This window comes from Streptomyces sp. SM18 (assembly GCF_002910775.2).
GTDB classification, from domain to species: domain Bacteria; phylum Actinomycetota; class Actinomycetes; order Streptomycetales; family Streptomycetaceae; genus Streptomyces; species Streptomyces halstedii.
The window spans coordinates 51,366-67,149 of record NZ_CP029342.1 but is presented as its reverse complement, the minus strand read 5'-3'; the positions used below and the strand labels follow the sequence as shown (position 1 = coordinate 67,149).

The following is a 15,784-nucleotide window of genomic DNA, read 5'->3' as shown; positions in this document are numbered from 1 at the left end:
CGCCCTGCAGAGAGGAACTGCCGTGCTGATGGCCAATCCCGCGACACTGCGGAAACTCGTCAAGCGCTACGAGGCACTGCGGAGCGCCCACGCACGGCTCGGCACGTCCGAGAGCGGCCGCCACCTGGAGGACGTCTCCTACACCCTCTGCGTCACCACCGGAACGCGGACGGTGCCCGACGCGCTGATCGCGGCGGAGACACAGCTGCGTGCCGTGCCGTCGGCGGGCCCGCCCGCCGCCCCGGCCGCCCTGGCCGAGGTCGAACTCACCGCCTGACCGGAGCGCGCACGGCTCTCTGAACGACGCCGGACCCTCGCGGACCGGCGTCGTTCGCGTGCCCGGCCCCGACGGTGCGGCCCCTACCGGCGCGTCCGGGCGCCCGGACCGCGCGGGCGGCGACGGCGAACGGGGGGAACACGCCGTCGAACGGGTGACAGGCGCCGGTCGGTCAACATGACCGATCGGCCGGGCGGCTACTGATGCGGGTATGAGATCTGAGTCCCCACGAAACAAGACCGTCTCCCCGCGCACCCGTCGTCTCCGTGTCGCCGGCGCCCTGGGTGCACTCCTTGCCGCCACCCTGATGACCGGCTGCGGCCAGAGCAGCGGCGACGACACGTCCACGGCGACCTCCGAAGCCGCGAAGGTCATGCCGAACCAGTCCGGCAGCGGCTCGGCCAGCCCCTCCTCCACGGCTCAGCTGACCCAGGAGCAGACCAAGCGCAAGGACGTGCTCTCGAAGGTCAAGATCACCTTCGACAAGGCGGCCACGACCGCGGTCGGCGAGGTGGCCGGCGGCAAGCTGACCGCGCTGGGGCTGGAGGGCCTGGACGGCAGCGGCAAGAGCGCGAGCCCGAGCCCCGAGGCGACCGGCACGGCGAGCCCCTCGGGTACCGCCAGTCCGAGCCACAGCCCGAGCGGCAGTCCCAGTCCGAGCGGCAGTTCCACCGCACCGAAGTGGATGGCGCAGGTCGCCGAGACGGACGGCACGGTCCACATCGTGACCATCGACGCGGTGTCGGGAGATGTGCTCGACTCCAAGCCGGAGGCGAACCAGAGCGATGCCGACAAGCAGCAGACGGCCGACCGGATCGCCAAGGTGAAGGAGATGCCGCAGCAGGCGGCTCAGGTGGCCACGGACAAGAAGAAGGGCATCGTCACCTCGGTCGACCTCGACGAGAACGGCAGCCAGACCCTGGTCTGGAAGGTCGACGTCGTCACGAAGGACTGGAAGATGACGACCTTCGACGTGGACGCCGAGAACGGCAAGATCACCAACGAGCAAGTCAAGGACTGATTTTCGGCCCCGTCCGTTCCTAGGCCTCATCGGTCTCATCGGTGGCGAACCGCACGACGGTTCGCCACCGATCTGCGTCTGCCGCCTGCCGCCTGCCGCGTCCCGGCCGCCGTCCGTCGTCCGCCGTGTCGCGGACTCAGGCCCCGTCGCCCCCGTCCTCGCCGTCGTCGAGCACCCGTGCGAAGCGCAGCCCCGGACGGCCGTCCAGGGAGATCTCGCCGTCCGGGACGAAGCCGGTATGGGCCAGCACCGCCCTGGAACCGGGGTTGTCGAGGGTCGTCCGCGCCCGCAGCACGCGCAGTCCGTACGAGGCGCGGGCCAGCCCGCACAGCTCCCGGACCGCGGACGTGGCCAGCCCCTGGCCCGTGGCCCGCTCGGCCATGCGGTACCCGAGCTCCGCGGAACCGTCCTCCACATCCACGAGGTTGACACGGCCCAGGACGGCACCCGAGGCATCCGTCACGACATGGAAGTGCAGCCGGCCCGCGGCCTGCTCGGCCAGCAACTCCGCGAGGTGGGCGTCGAATCCGGCGAAGTACCCGTCGCCGCGGTCCGGCACGGAGGCGGCGAAGTAGTCCCGGTTCTCCCGTTCGAAGGCCAGGAGGGAGGGAGCGTGATCGGCCCGCAGCCGCTGCAACATGGTCATGGGCGGACGCTATCCGGCAGCGCCCCCGCGTGACCAAGCATTTCCTCCCAGGGCGCGCCGCGGCGGCGGGAACGCCCGCCCGCCCGCCGGAACCTCGGGGGACCAGACCTGTGCGGCGCATGGCTGAAAATCAGTCCATCAGTACGCGCACCCAGGCGTGAACGGTGACCTCCGTGCCGTACGCGCGTTGTGCTCGGTGTGCCTCACTCTTCACCCAGCCCGTCCCCTGAGCCCACGGTCACGGGCGCCCCGCCCCCGGTCGTGTTCCTGCTGACCGTTCAGCAGGGCGAAGCCGCCCGCAGGCTGATGTCCTACGTCGCCTCCCTGCCGCTGCGCGGGGCGGACGCCCAACTCCTCGCCGTGGTCGTCGCCATCCGGGCCGCCCGGACCGGTGTCGGCAACGTCACCGGTCAGGACCTGCGGTCGCTGCGCCTGGCGGATGCCGAGGGCGCGGTCGCCGCGCTCACCGCCCTGGGGTGGCAGGCGCGGGGCGACCTGATCGCGGGCAGCCCCGACGTCCCCGTCGGCATCGCCGTGCCCGACCTCACGGACGGGGCCGACCACCGGCTGCCCTTCGGAAAGGTGATGCGGTCCCGGGTGTCGGGCTGGACGAGTCGTACCCTCAACGCCAAACCGGTCAAGAAGACATCCCCCGCGGCCCGGCTGGCAGCTCTGTTCCTGGCCGCGCACGGCAGACCGTACCGGCCGAGCATCCTGCCGGCGGACCTGCCCGAGCACTGCCGGGCCGCCCTTCCCGACCTGCTGGCCAGGAACTTCCTCAAGGAACTGGACGGCGACACCTATCTCTTGGGCGACGCCGTGCGACATGTGGCGGGCAAGCGCACGGCGCCTGTTCCCACGGCCCGTGTGCCGGACGAGGAGGAGCCCGTGAGCTGGGACGTCTGGAAGGGCCGGGCGAGCGTGGCGTTGCGCCGGCACGTGGAGGCCGTCGAGAACTGTCCCCTGTGCGGACTGTCCACCGCGCGCGTGTCCGAGGCGTTCATGCGCAAGCCCGTCCCCGCCCAGGCGGACGAGAAGGTGCGGGCCGCCTACGCGGTGTGGCGGGAGAACCAGTCCGAGCCGGGCCCGCGCGCCGCGCGGTTCGCCGCCGACTTCCGTGCGGCACACGGCCACGGTCCCTCGGTCAAGCAGCTCTGCCAGGGCATCTCCGAACGGAAGCAGCCGCGCCGGCTGCGGATCTACCTCGTCCGCCAGTTGATCGCCGAAGGATGGCTGACGAACACCGAACCCGTGCCGTGGACGCTCCGTCCCGGGAAGGCCGTCGCCCCGTCCGGCACATCCGCCCCTCGTGTGCGGGCGAGCTGAGTCCGGCCGGTGCGGCCCGCTCCGGCGTGCGGCACCGACCAGGCCGCCCATGTGCGCGCGGCGGGGCGGGGGCGTCAGACGTGCGGATCGCCCGTGCCGCCGAACACGGTCCCGTGCCGACGCCACCACCTGTCGTGCGGCGAGGCGTCCGCGGCGACGGTCCGCCGGTGCGGGTCGACGTCCCCGTGACACCAGGCCTGTTCCCCGTCGACTGCGCCGGGCCGGTGGCTTCTTACGGCTGTGACGTGCGGGTGGCATCGGGTATCGGCCGGTTTCGCCGCGACGGCACCGCAAACCGTCGTGGCAGCGATGTCACCGCGGGTCAGGGGCGCAGGACGAGCCGGATGGGGTTGCCCGCCTTCTTGTGCAGCATCTCGACGGCCTCGGCCGCCCGCGCGAGTGGCAGGACCTCGCTTATGGAACCGGCGAAGTCCAGTCGCCCCGACTGGACGAGACGCAGCAACTGCGGCAGCGCGACCGGCATGTCGGAGCCGTAGTGGCCCAGGATCCGCTGCTGGAGATAGCTGAAGCGGGTGCCGTCGACGACCGCGAGGGGCTGGTCGGTGAGCCCGACCAGGACCAGCCGGCCCTTGGGGGCGAGGACACCGAGTGCCTGCTCCCGCACCGCGGGCACACCCGCGAAGTCGAACGCGACGTCGAGCCCTTGGCGGCCCGTGGCCCCGGCGACGGTCTCCCGCAGTGCGGGGTCGGCGGAGTCCAGAGCGAGGTCGGCTCCGGCGGCCAATGCCCGCTCGCGGGCGGTCTCGCTGGGGTCGACGGCGATGATCGGGCAGGCGCCGACGGCGCGCAGCAACTGGACGGCGTGGACGCCCAGGCCGCCCACGCCCCACACGCCCACCGCCTCGGCGGGCCGGACGGCGCCCGTCGTGGTGATCGCGCCCCAGGGCGTCGACACCGCGTCGGGGATGATGGCGCCCTGGTCGAACGGGATGACGTCGGGCAGCGCCGTCAACGCCGTCTCCGACGACAGGGCGTACTCGGCCCAGCCACCGTCGTAGTCCACCCCACGCGTGTAGGTGACACCGTCGCGTACCTCGCCCGCGTGGAGCACCACGCGTTGACCGGCCGACCACGCGGTGACGCCTTCGCCCGTCTCGGCGATCGTCCCGGAGACCTCATGGCCCAGCGTGACGGTGTCGCCCTTCAGCAGCAGCGGGCTGAGCGTTCCGTCGATGAGGTGCACGTCGGACAGGCAGACACCGGCCGCCTGGACCTTGACCAGCAGCTGACCGGGGCCCGGCCGGGGCCGCTCCACCTTCTCCACGCGCAGGGTACGGCTGGGTATGTGCAGGCGGGCGGCGAGCATCTGGCCCATGGGAAGACCTCCTCGGTGCGGCGACGGGTCGTGCGTCATCGGATTTCGCAAGTCGCCTTGCGTTAAAGGTACGACTGTCGGAACTCGTAATGCAAGGAGGCCTGCTTTAGGCTGGCCCGATGACTCCTTCGCAGCCCGCCGCAGAGCCGCTCCGCCGACGCGGGGAGCCCATGCGGCAAGCGGTGCTCGCCGCGGCGGTGGACATCCTCGCGACCGAAGGCCTGGCCGGTGCTACGGTCGCCGCCGTCGCCGGCGCGGCCGGGGTGCACGAGACGTCCGTGTACCGCCGCTGGAAGACGCGCGAGAACCTGATCCTCGATGCCCTGACCACGGAGCTCGACGCGGCGCTGCCCATCCCCGACACGGGGGACGTGCGCGAGGACCTGGAGCGCTTCTTCGGCTCCCTGGCGTCCCTGCTGGCCGGTGCTCACGGCCGGGCGCTGCTCCGGCTGAGCGTCGAGCGTGACGACAGCCTGGACGAGAGCCGCCGCGCCTACTGGACCGACCGCCTCGACCGGGCCGCCGCTATGGTCGAGCGAGGTGTCGAGCGGGGTGAGCTGGTCGAGGGCACCGACCCGGGGCTGCTGATCGAGGCGGTCAGCGGCCCCCTCTTCGCCCGTGTCCTGCTGAGCGGCGCGTCCTGGGGCGACACCCTCGTCCCCCGGCTGGTCACGCTGGCGCTGGACGGTTCCCGGCCCAGGACGGACGGCGGTTCCGGCGGGAGCTGAGGGGCGGCCTGTCACCCGGCGGGGGCCGGGCCCGTGCGCGGGGCGCGGTCCCTGTCGCGGCCGTAGGCGGCCAGCGTGTGGAAGGCGGTCTTGGGCTCCCAAGACAGGCCGGGGCGCAGGGTGATGCCGGCGTGGCCCGGGGGGAGGACCCGGACGACCCCGTAGGAGGCCTTGTCGAAGTCGCGGGCGTCGTCGGTGTCGTCATAGGGCAGGTCGTAGCGGGCGAAGGTGTAGACGAACGCCGCGTCGAGACCGGACTTCCCGTAGACGCCGAGGAGTTCGCGGAGGTAGTCGGCCTGTTCCTGTTCGTCGCGGACCACGGTGCGGGTGAAACCGGTGGGGCGCCCCCGTTCGTCCCATTCGACGACCTGATCGGCCCGGCTCGCGATGTCGGCGGCGCCGCGGTACGGGGCGCAGCCGAACTCGGTGACAGCGGCCGGCATGCCGTGTGAGACGAGGGCGCGCAGGCCGCTTTCGAGCAGGTCGGCGGTGCTCGCGTCCCGGTAGCCGGCGTCGGTGGCGACCACGTCGAAGGGGGTCCAGTCGACGCCTTCGAAAGGCAGGGAGGCGTAGCCGACGCGGCCGTGGAAGCGGGCCCGGACGGCCGCGACCGCCTCGGCCAGGAAGGCGTTGATCCGCGCGGGCAGGCCCGGGAGGGTGTCCCGAAGTCGTTGAGGATCGGCGAACAGGCTCTGGCGCTCGGTGTACGTGTCGCCCGGCAGGAATCCGGTGGTGAACAGCGAGATCTCCGAACCCGTGAGAAACGTGACGTCGGCACCGGTGCGGCGCAGCTTCTCCGCGCGGTCGGCGCTGTCGCTCAGGAAGGACAACAGGGCCTCGGGGGAGAGGCCGTTGGTGAAGGGCGAGTACCAGACCTCCAGCCCCGTCTCCGCCGCGTGGCGGGCCGCCGTCTCCAGCCGGTCGAGGTCGCCGCCCGTGACGCGTACGGCGTCGCAGTGCAGCTCGTCGCGGATGACGCGCATCTCGCGGCGCACGGCGGCAGGGTCGAACGGCTCGTGGGTGGTGGTCCCGGCTGAGGTGAAGCCGGTGTCGTAGTTGATCCCGAGGGCGCGCATGGAGGCTTCTCTCCAAAATAGGGTACTGAACGTACCGTATAGGTGTAGCAGAGTAGGCTCCGTGGCGCCATATGGCGTACGATCCGTACCGTAAGGACGTAATGCGGGACGGGAGGGCAGTCTGTGGAGCCGGTCGAACGGCGGGCCGCAGCGGTGACACGGCGGCGCGGTGCCGAACTGGAAGAGGCCATCCTCACCGCTGCGGCCGAGGTGCTCACCGAGGACGGCGTGGCCGGTCTGACCATGGACAAGGTCGCCCGAAGAGCCGGGACGAACAAGAACGCGCTCTACCGGCGCTGGCCGCACCGCCTCGACCTCGCGGTGGCCGCCTACCGCCGCTTGGCCGCGGAGCGGACGGCGGTGCCGGACACCGGCTCGCTGCGAGATGACGCCCTCGCGCTGCTGCGCGGCGCGAACAGCACGTGGTCCTCGCCGTTGGGTGAGATCCTGCGCGGCCTGTTCGCCGCGGCCGACGGCGCCCCGGAACTGCTGTCCGAGCTGCGCGGCGAGGCCGGCGGCAGCGCGATCGAGGCGGCCTGGCTGACCGTCATCGGCCGGGCCGTCGCCCGAGGCGAGGCCGAACCCGAGGCGCTGCACCCGCGCGTCACGTCCGCGCCGACAGCACTGCTGCGCAACGAGTACGTCGTGCGGGGCGCACCGGCGGTGCCGGACGCGGTCCTGACCGAGATCGTCGACGAGGTCTTCCTGCCGCTGGTCCGCGGCCGGGCCCTGCCCGCGGACCCGACGTCCTAGGCGGTGCGGGACGCGCGCGTCCGGCCGGTCGTGCCAGGTGATCCGCGGCCATGGGGGGAAACAGCCGCTCGCAGGATCCTGGCGGCGTTGGCGTTGGCGTTGGCGTTGGCGTGGGCTCGGGCGCTGTACCCGGAACTCCCTTGGCCTCCATGGCGCGTGTGGGTTCAGGGGCGCCGTTTGTGTCCGCTCGTGTCCGCCGGGTCCCGGCCCCGAGGCCTAAGCGCAAGGGCAGGTGCCGGCGAGGGCCGGGGTGTGTGGAGTGCGTAGGGTGACGCAGCCTCATGCTGCCAGATAGCACGGCCTGGTGACATACAGTCATATGTGCTGGTCGTAGCTCGAACGGGGCGGTTCCGGGGCGGCCCCGGGTGGGCATGCTCCTTGTAGTGCACTTGCCACTTGCTGTGACGGGGATGGAGGGCGGGCATGGCCGGTACTACCGCGTTCGTGATGGTACTTCTCGGCGTGTGTGTCGTCGGATTGGCCGCGGTCATCGCGCGGGCCCGGGTGGAGATCGCCCGGATCGACGCCAGTACGGGGCAACGCGGCACGGACCCCAGGCGCTGACCGCCTTCGGGCGGCTGCGTACGCGCGCAAAGCGCTTGTGCGGGCTTCGCGTCCGCGGTCGCCGCAACGCTCCAGCCCAGGATTCGAGGGGTGCGACGGAGTGCGAGGAGCACAGGAACGGGATGCGGGGCGGGAAGCTGATCTGAGCGCGGCGGAGGCCCGTGCCCCGAGGCGGCGGAACCGCCCGTGCTCACATCCCGCCCGCGATTCTCATCACCGTGCCGGTGGCGTAGGAGGCGTCGTCCGAGAGCAGCCAGGCGACCGCTCCCGCGATCTCCTCGGGCCGGCCGGCGCGGCCCATGGGAGTGACCGCCACATCCTTGGACAGCCCGACCGTCATGGCGTCCACGGCGGCCTTCGCCGCCGCGTAGTGGACGTAGGTGCCGGGGCTGCCGAGAGTCGCGGCGGCTGAGAGTCGCGGCGGCTGAGGAGATGTTCACGATCGCTCCGCCTGCCGTCATGTCGCCGATGGCGCGGCGGGCGCACAGCAGATAACCCAGGACGTTGACCTCCAAGGCCTGCCGCATCCCGTCCGGATCGGCGCCCTCCGCGTCGATCCCGCCCTCAGCGCCCGGTGTACGACGTTTACGCAGGTGGGCGTGGTTTCCACGGGACGAGTGCGCCCTGTCCCGGCTACCGCGTCCGGCCGGGCCGAACCCTGTCAGCAGGTACGGCTCCATGAACATCCCCTACGGATCTCAGCCGCACTCGCGGCATGCAAGATGATCTTCCGATCCAGGCCCCGGGACGAGGGCGGCTTCCGAAGGTTGATCACGACTCGATACGCGCCCCAAGTCACACCTCGCTCCATACTCACATCGACGATCCGGGCAAGGAGCTGTCACATGCTCCCCACGGCAGGTCTTATCAGCGCATAGCCATCACCACGTACAGGCCCGCCACGACCGCAACGACGCAGAGCGCGACCAGGACGATCAGTGCGCAGACCAATGCTCCGGCCGTCCCAGCGATTGCTGCCCAGCCGAACCGCGTTGCCCGCTCGGCTCGTTCGAGTGCGTCGTGGTACTCACCGTCGTCGTACCAGTCGCGGTCAGACATGGTCACCCCCGGCCGAACCCTGTTGCTCGGCCATTTTCCCCCAGAATCGGTCGGCGTGGATCCATGGGGAAAGAACGTGATCGCCCGGAGCGGACGCGAGGGGTGCGACGTCATCGGGCCTGGTCCCGGTGCGGGTAGTGCTTACGGGACGTCGGTGCGGGGGGCGGTGGCCCGCACGGCGTTCCAGGCGGCGGCGCACCATGCGCGGTCGATCTCCTGCGTGTACCGGGCCGCGGCGAGCCAGGCGTGGGCGAACAGGCCTGTGTCGGCGGGAAGGAGACGGCCGAACGGATCACGGGAGCGCTCCGCTGCGGCCGCCTCCAAGGCGGCCAGCAACTCTGCCGCGGTGGCCAGACCGCATCCGCGCAGCCGGCCGCCGTCCGCCGAACCGGCACCGGGGAAGGCCAGTACCCGGCGTCCGCCGGAAGCGGCCTGGTGGACGCGACGGCTCAGCAGATGCAGCGGAGCCTCGTCGGCTCCGGGCGGCGCAGCCGTGGGGGCGGGCGGTGGGAGGGCCGGCAGGTCGGCGTGCTGGAGCCGGTCCAGGCCCAGGTCCACCCGGGCGCCCGGATCCGTGGGGTGGCCGGTCGCGAGGAGCAGGGCGCGTGCGTGCGGTGCCGGGCTGAGCCGGGCGACGGCTCGCAGCCGGGTGCCCCGGGCGGCCGCCAGGTGCCGGACGTTGTCGCGGTGGGGGAGCCCCGGATCGTCGTGGGCGACGGCCAGCCGGACCGGCAGCCCGTCGCAGTCGGCGAGCAGGACGTCGCCCGCAGCCTCACGAACCGTGCCCAGGACCACGATGTCGAGGAAGAGCAGACCGTGCCCGTCGCCGTCCAGCGCGTGAGCGACCTGCTCGGCGACGGGTACGGCCCACAGACGGTCGAGGGGCGGTCCGTTCCAGTCGGCACCTGAGGCCCGCACCGCCCGGACTTTCGCACCCGCGCCGAGCCGCCCGGTCGGAGAGACGGTGGCGCCGGACACCGCGAGGCCCGCGCGGGACAACTCGCGGTGTGTCAGTGCCGTGTCACCGATACGCACGGCGCGGTCCGCCGCGCCCACCGCCCGGCCGACGCCCCCCGGCGCCACGTCGGACACCGTGTAGAGCCGCCCCTCGGCGTCCGCCGTCCACGTTACGGCCCCCGCGTACCCGGTCGCGGTCAGCACCGGCTCGCAGAAGAGGCCGTACAGGCGCAGCGAGCCGTCCGGTACGTACGCCTGCCGTGAGGTGCCCCGCAGCGCGGTCAGTTCGTCTCCGGTCGCCGCCGGTATCCGGTGGGCGACGGCCAGCGTGTCGCGGAGCGCGGACACGAGGTCGGTGAGGCGGTACGCCGGGTCGGCGCCACGGGCCGCGCGCAACGCGTTCACCACGGAGACCGCCGCGGCGGCGGGCCGGGGGAGCCCCGCCGTCCGGGCGGTGTGGGCGGCACGCAGCAACGCGGCCTGGAGCACGGCACCGGACCCGTCGGTGCCCGCCTCCAGCACGGCGGCCGCGGCGTCGTACAACGCGCGGGCGGCCGTGCGCTGGTTCGGCGTGGCGCTGTCGGAGACGTTCGCCGCCGGTCCGTTCGCCGCCGGTCCGTCCGCCGCCGGTCCGTCTGCCGCCGCGACCGGCGGTACCCCGGTGCCGGGGCGCCCTGCCGTGTCCGGCCGAACGCCCGGGTCCCGTTTCCCTGCCGTGTCCGGTCGCACGGGCGGGGCCGGCTGTGCCTGTCCCGGGGCGGGCGTGGCGTCCGGCGGGCCGGTTCCGGAGTCGGCGGGTGCGGAGGCCATGGGCGGCGACGGGTGGTCGGCGTGCGGGTCCGCGGTATCGGTGCCGGGGCCGGAGGCGGCGATCGGCGCGGCCGATGCCACGGCTGCGCGGTGCAGACAGGCAGGGGCCAGCAGGCAGCCGCAGCGGATGGCGTCGGCGCTGCGCACCACGCCGCCGGGCGAGTGGAGTTCGAGCGCGGTGGTGTCGTCGAGCGCGATACGCACCGTGTCGCCGTCCCGGACGACGGGCAGACCGGCCAGCTTGCCGACGCCCCCGTCCAGGCGCTTGCTCAGCCGGGGCGACAGGGCCGCGACCAGCTCGGCGGTCACCGACGGAGCGACCGGCGGAAGGGACTGGCTCATGCGATCTTCTCCCCAACCCAGCGGGCGAGTTCGAGCGGACTGAGAGCGGCCACCGGCATCCCGGCGGCGACCAGCTGCGCCGCGACCCCGGTGGAGTAGCGGGGCCGTCCCGAGTCGTCGAGACTCGCGCAGCCCAGGACGTGGCATCCGGCACCGGCCAGGGCGCGGACCTCGGTGAGCAGCCCACCGACCGGATAGCCCTCCTCGAAGTCGCTGATGACCACGACGAGGGTCCGGGACGGCACCGCGACCAGCTCCCGGGCGTGCCGGAGACCCGCCGCGATGTGGGTGCCACCGCCCACGCTGACCTCCAGCAGCAGGGACAGCGGATCGTCCACGTGGTCGGTGAGGTCGATGACCTCGGTGGAGAAGGCCAGGAAGTGCGTGGAGATCGCGGGCACCCCGGCCAGTACCGAGGCTGTGAGGGCGGCCCAGATCGTGGACGGTTCCATGGACCCCGACACGTCGGTGACCAGGATCAGCCGCCAGTCCGCTGTGCGCCGGGCGCGTGTGCGGAAGACCGGGTGCTCCGGAATCACCCGCACCACGCCGTCCGGTCCGCGCCGAGCCGTCGCCAGGTTGGCCCGGAGCGTCCGGGGCAGGTCGAGGCCGCCCCCGGGCCGTCTGCTCGGGCGCGGCAGCACCGTGCCGTGCAGTGCCGGACGCAGTTGCGTGGCCAACTGCCGGGTCAGTGCCTCCACCAGCCGCCGGACGAGCGGGCGCAGCGCAGCCAGCCGGCTCTCGGGCAGCCCTCCCGCGTGCCGGAGCACGGAGCGCAGCAGATCGACGGACGGCCGTACGCCGCGCGGATCCAGTTCGGCGAGGGTGTCGCGCCGGCCCGCCGCGGCGGCTGCGGCCAGCACCTCCTCCCGGATGCCCGGCCCGAACAGGGCCGCCAGTTCCTCGGACCACTCCCGCACCCCGGGATAGGGCGCCTCGCGGCCGCCGCCCCGTCCCGCGCCGGTGAGGTCGCCCCTGCTGCCCTCGCCGCGTCCGCTGCCGTACAGCTCGTCCAACGCGGTGGCCAGGGGGCGGGCCGAGTCGGGGAGCCTGTCGGTACGGCGGCCGAGGACGAGTCTCCAGCGGTCGGCGGGCGCGATGCGCCGTCCCGTACCGGGGGCGTGGCCGTGACCGCCGGCACCGTGGCTCTCCCCGGTGGCCGTGCCGGCGGTGGGGTCCTGGGCCGTCGGACCCGGGGGCGGCGGAAGGAGGCCCTGCGCCGCCAGCGTCTCCCGGGCCGTCAGGTCCGCGGCGGTCCACAGGGCCAGGGTGACGGGGTCGATGTTCCCGGTGTCGCCCAGGTGAGTGTCCCGCAGACGTTCTTCGACGGTGTCGAGGAGGCGTTCGCGGGCCGCGGGACTCAGCGTGTCGAAGCCGCCCCGGAGAGAGGGGAGCCGGTCGAGGAAGTCCCGGTCGGACAGCTCCGACACCCGGTCGAGCAGCGGCTCCAACGCCGGCGCCGCCGATTCCAGCAGCGGGCCGGCCGCGCTCAGCAGCCCCGTGAGCCGGGCGGCGAGGGCCGAGCGGGACTCAGGATCGCCCGCCGCGTCGAGCCAGGAGGCCACCCGGCGGCCCAGCTCGCCGGGTACCTCGTGGCCCAGCAGCACCCGGACGGCACCGGCAGCGCCGCGCATCAGCGGTGAACCCTCGGCGGCCAGCCGGGCGACGGCCGCGGTGAGCCGTGTACCGCCCACGGCGTCCGCGCGGTGGGCGAGTTCGACCAGCGCGCGGGCGTCGGCCGGGTCCTCCGCGCCGGCCAGGCCGTCCAGCTGACGCACCGCGGCGGCCGTGAGGGACTCGGCCACGGCGGCCGCCCGGCGGGAGCGGCCCCCGTCGGCTTCGAGCCCCGGGACATGACCCGCCCGCAGCCGGTCCAGCAGCGCCAGCGCGGACAGGAGCTCAGGCAGGGTGGCCGAGTGCGGCAACACGGCGGCGGTGTCGGCGAGCCGCTCGTCGGTGAGGATGGACAGACCGCACCGCGCCGCCTGCTCCAGCCCCTTGGAGGTCTGCGCGGCGGTGGGGCCGCCTTCCTCCCGCTCGGCATGGCGCCTCTCACGCAGCACGCCCTCGGCGGCCTGCGCGGCGGTGACACCCCGGACACCGGCGGCGGTCAGCATGGCGGCGGTGGCAGGTGTCCAGCGCACCTCCCAACGTGACGTGAGAGCATCCGCGCCACCCGCGCCGACGACCTCCTTGGCCTCGGCGTACGGCACACCGCACACCGCGAGCCGGCGCAGCAACAGCTCCCGGCGCCGGTCCAGCCCGGACCGGAGCGGATCGAGCCGGAGGTCACGGGACGAACCGGGCCCCGACTCCGACGGCCCCGGGAGCCCCAGCGCGGCCACCTCCGCCTCCACGGCGGGGCCGAGCCCGCTGCGCGGCGAGCGCGGTGTGGGGCGCCCGGCACGTGTGCCGACCAGCACCCTCTCCATCGCCCGTGCCACGGCCCGGCCCCGGCCGTACGGCTCGCCCTGCGCCAGCACCGTCTGGACCGCCTCCACCAGCTCACCCCGGCCGGCCGCGGGCAGCTCCCGCAACCGGGCCAGGTCCCCCGCGAGCCGGGCGATCTCCCGCGCGTCGGCCGGGCCCGACGGATGGCCCAGCCCTCGCAGCTCCGCGCAGATCCGCACGGCCGCACGGGTCAGCGCCTCCTCCAGCGCGGCGGGATCGCCCGCCGCGTCCAGAACCATGTGCTGCCACTCCGGGTCACGGATGCCCGCCGGATAGCCCGAACGTTCGTCCAGAAGCGCGTAGGTGTAGGGGATGAGAGAGGTCGTCCACAGCGGCCCGTCCTTGGACGGGCGCGGCACCGGAGGAGTCCGCGCGGTCCGGCCGGCCGGCCGACTCTCCCCGGAGGCGCGCGGCCCCGGCAACGGTCCGGCGGCCTCCCCGCGCGGAGTCCCTCCACCGGGAGCCGTACCGGGCGGAAGCGAGCCGGTCACGGCAGGGCCGGCGCCGGCCCCCGACGGAGCGGAGTCCATGAGTGCCGGAGCGTGGAAGGCGCCCACCACCATGGCGGCGCGCGCACCGTCGGCGGTGGCGTCGGCCAGGCAGGAACGCATCCACCGCTCGCGTCGGAGGTCCAGCGCGTCGAGTCCACCGGAGGCGGCGGCGTCCTGCCTCAGCGCCCACCCGGTCAGCAGCGCGGCCCTGCGCAGGGCCTCCGGCGCCGAGCCCGGCGCCATGGTCTCCACCAGCCGATCCCACAGGTCCTCGCCGGGACGGCCGGTGAGCCCGTCGCGCAGTGCGGCGGCCAGACCGGCGGCCGGTTCCCGGCACGGGGCCCCGGCCTCCGGTGCCTCTTCCCCTTCCCCAGGCGGGGTCTCTCCGAGGACACGGTCGGCCAGCGGGAGATCGCAGGCGACCACCCGGACCCCGTGCCGCGCGGCCCAGCGGATCGCCGCCAGCTCGGGTGAGAAGTCGGCGAAGGGATAGAAGGCGGGGCCGGCTCGTCCGTCGCCGGGAACCGCGGCCAGGGCGACCGGGGCACGCGTCTCCTCGTGCGCCAGCCAGGGCAGCCAGTCCTGCGTCTCGGCGGGGAGCTCGACGAGCAGCACGTCGGGCTGCGCCTCGTCGAGGAGCGCGGGCACCACCGCGGCCAGCGACGGCGCGTGGTGCCGTACGCCGATGAGGTACGGCCCCGCCGGGTCGGTCAGGGCGGCGACGGCCGCCTCGGGGGAGAGGGGAGGGAGAGACAACGGGGATCAGCCTTCCAGGACCGTGCGCAGGTCCCACAAGGTGCGCCAGGTGGCGGCCCCCTGCTCGGCGCGGCGCCGCACCGGGCCGTCCCAGTATCCGCGCAGCCGGGCGGCGTCGGCCGGGTCGTCCTTGCGCACGACACCCAGCAGGTGGCCCGGCAGCAGGTCCAGCACGTCACGGTCACCGGGGAAGTACGCAGCCGACAGCGCCAGCGCGCCGGCCACGGACACGGCTTCGGCCGTGCTCATCACCGTGGACGGCCGCTCCACCTCCCAGCCTTCGGCCGACCGTCCTTCCCGTAGGTCGCGGAAGGCCGTGACCAGCGCCTCCAGGACGGTGTCATCGACCTGGAAGGGCGCTCGGGCCCGTTCCACGGAGGCACGGGCCTGCGAACGCACCAGCGCCGTCTCGGCTTCGAGGTCCGCGATGGGGCCCACCGTCTCGAAGTTGAAGCGGCGCTTGAGCGCGGCCGACATCTCGGACACGCCCTTGTCGCGCAGGTTGGCCGTGGCGATGAGGCTGAAACCGGGCGCTGCGTGGACCAGCGCGTCGTCCGTGCCCGCCAGCTCGGGGACGGCGATGCGGCGCTCGGAGAGCAGCGACACCAGGGAGTCCTGCACCTCGGGCAGACAGCGGGTGACCTCCTCGACCCGGGCGACCGCGCCCCGGGTCATCGCGGTGAGCACCGGCGAGGGCACCAGCGCCTGCGGGCTCGGCCCCTGTGCCAGCAACAGGGCGTAGTTCCAGCCGTACTTGAGCTGGTCCTCGGTCGTCCCGGCCGTGCCCTGCACCACCAGCCCGCTGGTGCCGCACACCGCGGCGGACAGCAGCTCGGAGAGCATCGACTTGGCGGTGCCGGGCTCGCCGACGAGCAGCAGCCCGCGCTCACCGGCGAGGGTGACGACACACCGCTCGACCAGGGCGCGGTCACCGACGAACTTGCCCTCCACCGTGAGGCGGCGTGGCACTCCGGCAGGCGCCTCCACCTCGTCGGGCAGCCTGAGCGCACGGCCGTCACTGCCCATGACGAACGTGACGACGGCACGAGGGGTGAGGAGCCAGGCCGGTGGGCGCGGCCCCGTGTCGTACGCGGCGAGGAAGGCCAGTTCGGTGGAGTGGCGGTCCTCCGGCGGAACGATCTGGCGGGTCGCTCCGGAGGCGAGGGCGGTGGTCATCGGCTGGGGCCCTTC

General features: G+C 73.7%; 13 protein-coding genes and 1 pseudogene. 6 read left to right on the top strand and 8 right to left on the bottom strand.

The window, feature by feature from the left end; genetic code table 11:
* Positions 1–22: 22 nt before the first annotated feature.
* Both B9S64_RS00290 and B9S64_RS00285 read left to right on the top strand, forming a co-directional pair.
* Positions 23–277 (top strand): DUF5133 domain-containing protein, encoded by a 255-nt coding sequence (locus B9S64_RS00290; RefSeq protein ID WP_103493068.1) that lies wholly within the window; start codon positions 23–25, stop codon positions 275–277.
* 211 nt (positions 278–488) lie between these two features.
* Positions 489–1,298 carry a PepSY domain-containing protein gene (locus B9S64_RS00285; protein ID WP_103493069.1) on the top strand — a complete coding sequence of 270 codons (810 nt, stop codon included), beginning with the start codon at positions 489–491 and terminating at the stop codon, positions 1,296–1,298.
* Between the two features lie 136 nt (positions 1,299–1,434).
* On the opposite strand, the gene B9S64_RS00280 is transcribed toward B9S64_RS00285, so the two are convergent.
* Positions 1,435–1,944, bottom strand: coding sequence for a GNAT family N-acetyltransferase (locus B9S64_RS00280; protein ID WP_103493070.1), 510 nt, complete (start codon positions 1,942–1,944; stop codon positions 1,435–1,437).
* Between the two features lie 198 nt (positions 1,945–2,142).
* Between B9S64_RS00280 and B9S64_RS00275 the strand changes: the two genes are divergently transcribed.
* The gene (locus tag B9S64_RS00275; RefSeq protein ID WP_103493080.1) at positions 2,143–3,270 is read left to right on the top strand and encodes a hypothetical protein; all 1,128 of its coding nucleotides are present in this window, start codon (positions 2,143–2,145) and stop codon (positions 3,268–3,270) included.
* Between the two features lie 322 nt (positions 3,271–3,592).
* Here the strand turns inward: B9S64_RS00275 and B9S64_RS00270 are convergent, their stop codons facing one another.
* Positions 3,593–4,606, bottom strand: a complete 1,014-nt coding sequence (locus B9S64_RS00270) for a zinc-binding dehydrogenase (protein WP_103493071.1) — start codon at positions 4,604–4,606, stop codon at positions 3,593–3,595.
* Between the two features lie 119 nt (positions 4,607–4,725).
* On the opposite strand from B9S64_RS00270, the gene B9S64_RS00265 reads away from it, so the two are divergent.
* Entirely contained in the window at positions 4,726–5,334 is a 609-nt protein-coding gene (locus B9S64_RS00265; protein ID WP_258038002.1) for a TetR-like C-terminal domain-containing protein, read from the top strand.
* A gap of 11 nt (positions 5,335–5,345) precedes the next feature.
* Here B9S64_RS00265 and B9S64_RS00260 read toward each other — a convergent pair whose 3' ends face one another.
* Positions 5,346–6,410, bottom strand: a complete 1,065-nt coding sequence (locus B9S64_RS00260; RefSeq protein WP_103493073.1) for a hypothetical protein — start codon at positions 6,408–6,410, stop codon at positions 5,346–5,348.
* Positions 6,411–6,533: 123 nt separating this feature from the next.
* Here B9S64_RS00260 and B9S64_RS00255 point away from each other — a divergent pair, with 123 nt between their 5' ends.
* Positions 6,534–7,163 carry a TetR/AcrR family transcriptional regulator gene (locus B9S64_RS00255; protein WP_103493074.1) on the top strand — a complete coding sequence of 210 codons (630 nt, stop codon included), beginning with the start codon at positions 6,534–6,536 and terminating at the stop codon, positions 7,161–7,163.
* Positions 7,164–7,586: 423 nt separating this feature from the next.
* Positions 7,587–7,727, top strand: coding sequence for a hypothetical protein (locus B9S64_RS34280; protein ID WP_157841332.1), 141 nt, complete (start codon positions 7,587–7,589; stop codon positions 7,725–7,727).
* A gap of 190 nt (positions 7,728–7,917) precedes the next feature.
* Here B9S64_RS34280 and B9S64_RS00250 read toward each other — a convergent pair.
* The 5 genes and pseudogenes from B9S64_RS00250 to B9S64_RS00230 form a co-directional block, all read right to left on the bottom strand.
* Positions 7,918–8,269 (bottom strand): annotated as a pseudogene (locus tag B9S64_RS00250) (SDR family oxidoreductase); the annotation flags it as partial.
* Positions 8,270–8,594: 325 nt separating this feature from the next.
* Complete coding sequence (locus B9S64_RS00245; protein ID WP_103493081.1) at positions 8,595–8,786, bottom strand: hypothetical protein; 192 nt, start codon at positions 8,784–8,786, stop codon at positions 8,595–8,597.
* Between the two features lie 141 nt (positions 8,787–8,927).
* Entirely contained in the window at positions 8,928–10,895 is a 1,968-nt protein-coding gene (locus B9S64_RS00240; protein WP_109491926.1) for a hypothetical protein, read from the bottom strand.
* Positions 10,892–14,593, bottom strand: coding sequence for a DUF5682 family protein (locus tag B9S64_RS00235; protein WP_103505106.1), 3,702 nt, complete (start codon positions 14,591–14,593; stop codon positions 10,892–10,894). Before B9S64_RS00235 ends, B9S64_RS00240 begins: the two co-directional genes overlap by 4 nt.
* Positions 14,594–14,599: 6 nt before the next feature.
* A complete protein-coding gene (locus tag B9S64_RS00230) occupies positions 14,600–15,769 on the bottom strand; it encodes an AAA family ATPase (RefSeq protein WP_103490921.1) in 1,170 nt (389 codons plus the stop codon).
* Between the last annotated feature and the right edge of the window lie 15 nt (positions 15,770–15,784).

Bases quoted from the DNA above. Each gene is read 5' to 3' on its own strand.
- B9S64_RS00285 (WP_103493069.1), top strand. From the start codon at position 489: ATGAGATCTGAGTCCCCACGAAACAAGACCGTCTCCCCGCGCACCCGT.
- B9S64_RS00280 (WP_103493070.1), bottom strand. From the start codon at position 1,944: ATGACCATGTTGCAGCGGCTGCGGGCCGATCACGCTCCCTCCCTCCTG.
- B9S64_RS00270 (WP_103493071.1), bottom strand. From the start codon at position 4,606: ATGGGCCAGATGCTCGCCGCCCGCCTGCACATACCCAGCCGTACCCTG.
- B9S64_RS00265 (WP_258038002.1), top strand. From the start codon at position 4,726: ATGACTCCTTCGCAGCCCGCCGCAGAGCCGCTCCGCCGACGCGGGGAG.
- B9S64_RS00260 (WP_103493073.1), bottom strand. From the start codon at position 6,410: ATGCGCGCCCTCGGGATCAACTACGACACCGGCTTCACCTCAGCCGGG.
- B9S64_RS34280 (WP_157841332.1), top strand. From the start codon at position 7,587: ATGGCCGGTACTACCGCGTTCGTGATGGTACTTCTCGGCGTGTGTGTC.
- B9S64_RS00245 (WP_103493081.1), bottom strand. From the start codon at position 8,786: ATGTCTGACCGCGACTGGTACGACGACGGTGAGTACCACGACGCACTC.
- B9S64_RS00240 (WP_109491926.1), bottom strand. From the start codon at position 10,895: ATGAGCCAGTCCCTTCCGCCGGTCGCTCCGTCGGTGACCGCCGAGCTG.
- B9S64_RS00230 (WP_103490921.1), bottom strand. From the start codon at position 15,769: ATGACCACCGCCCTCGCCTCCGGAGCGACCCGCCAGATCGTTCCGCCG.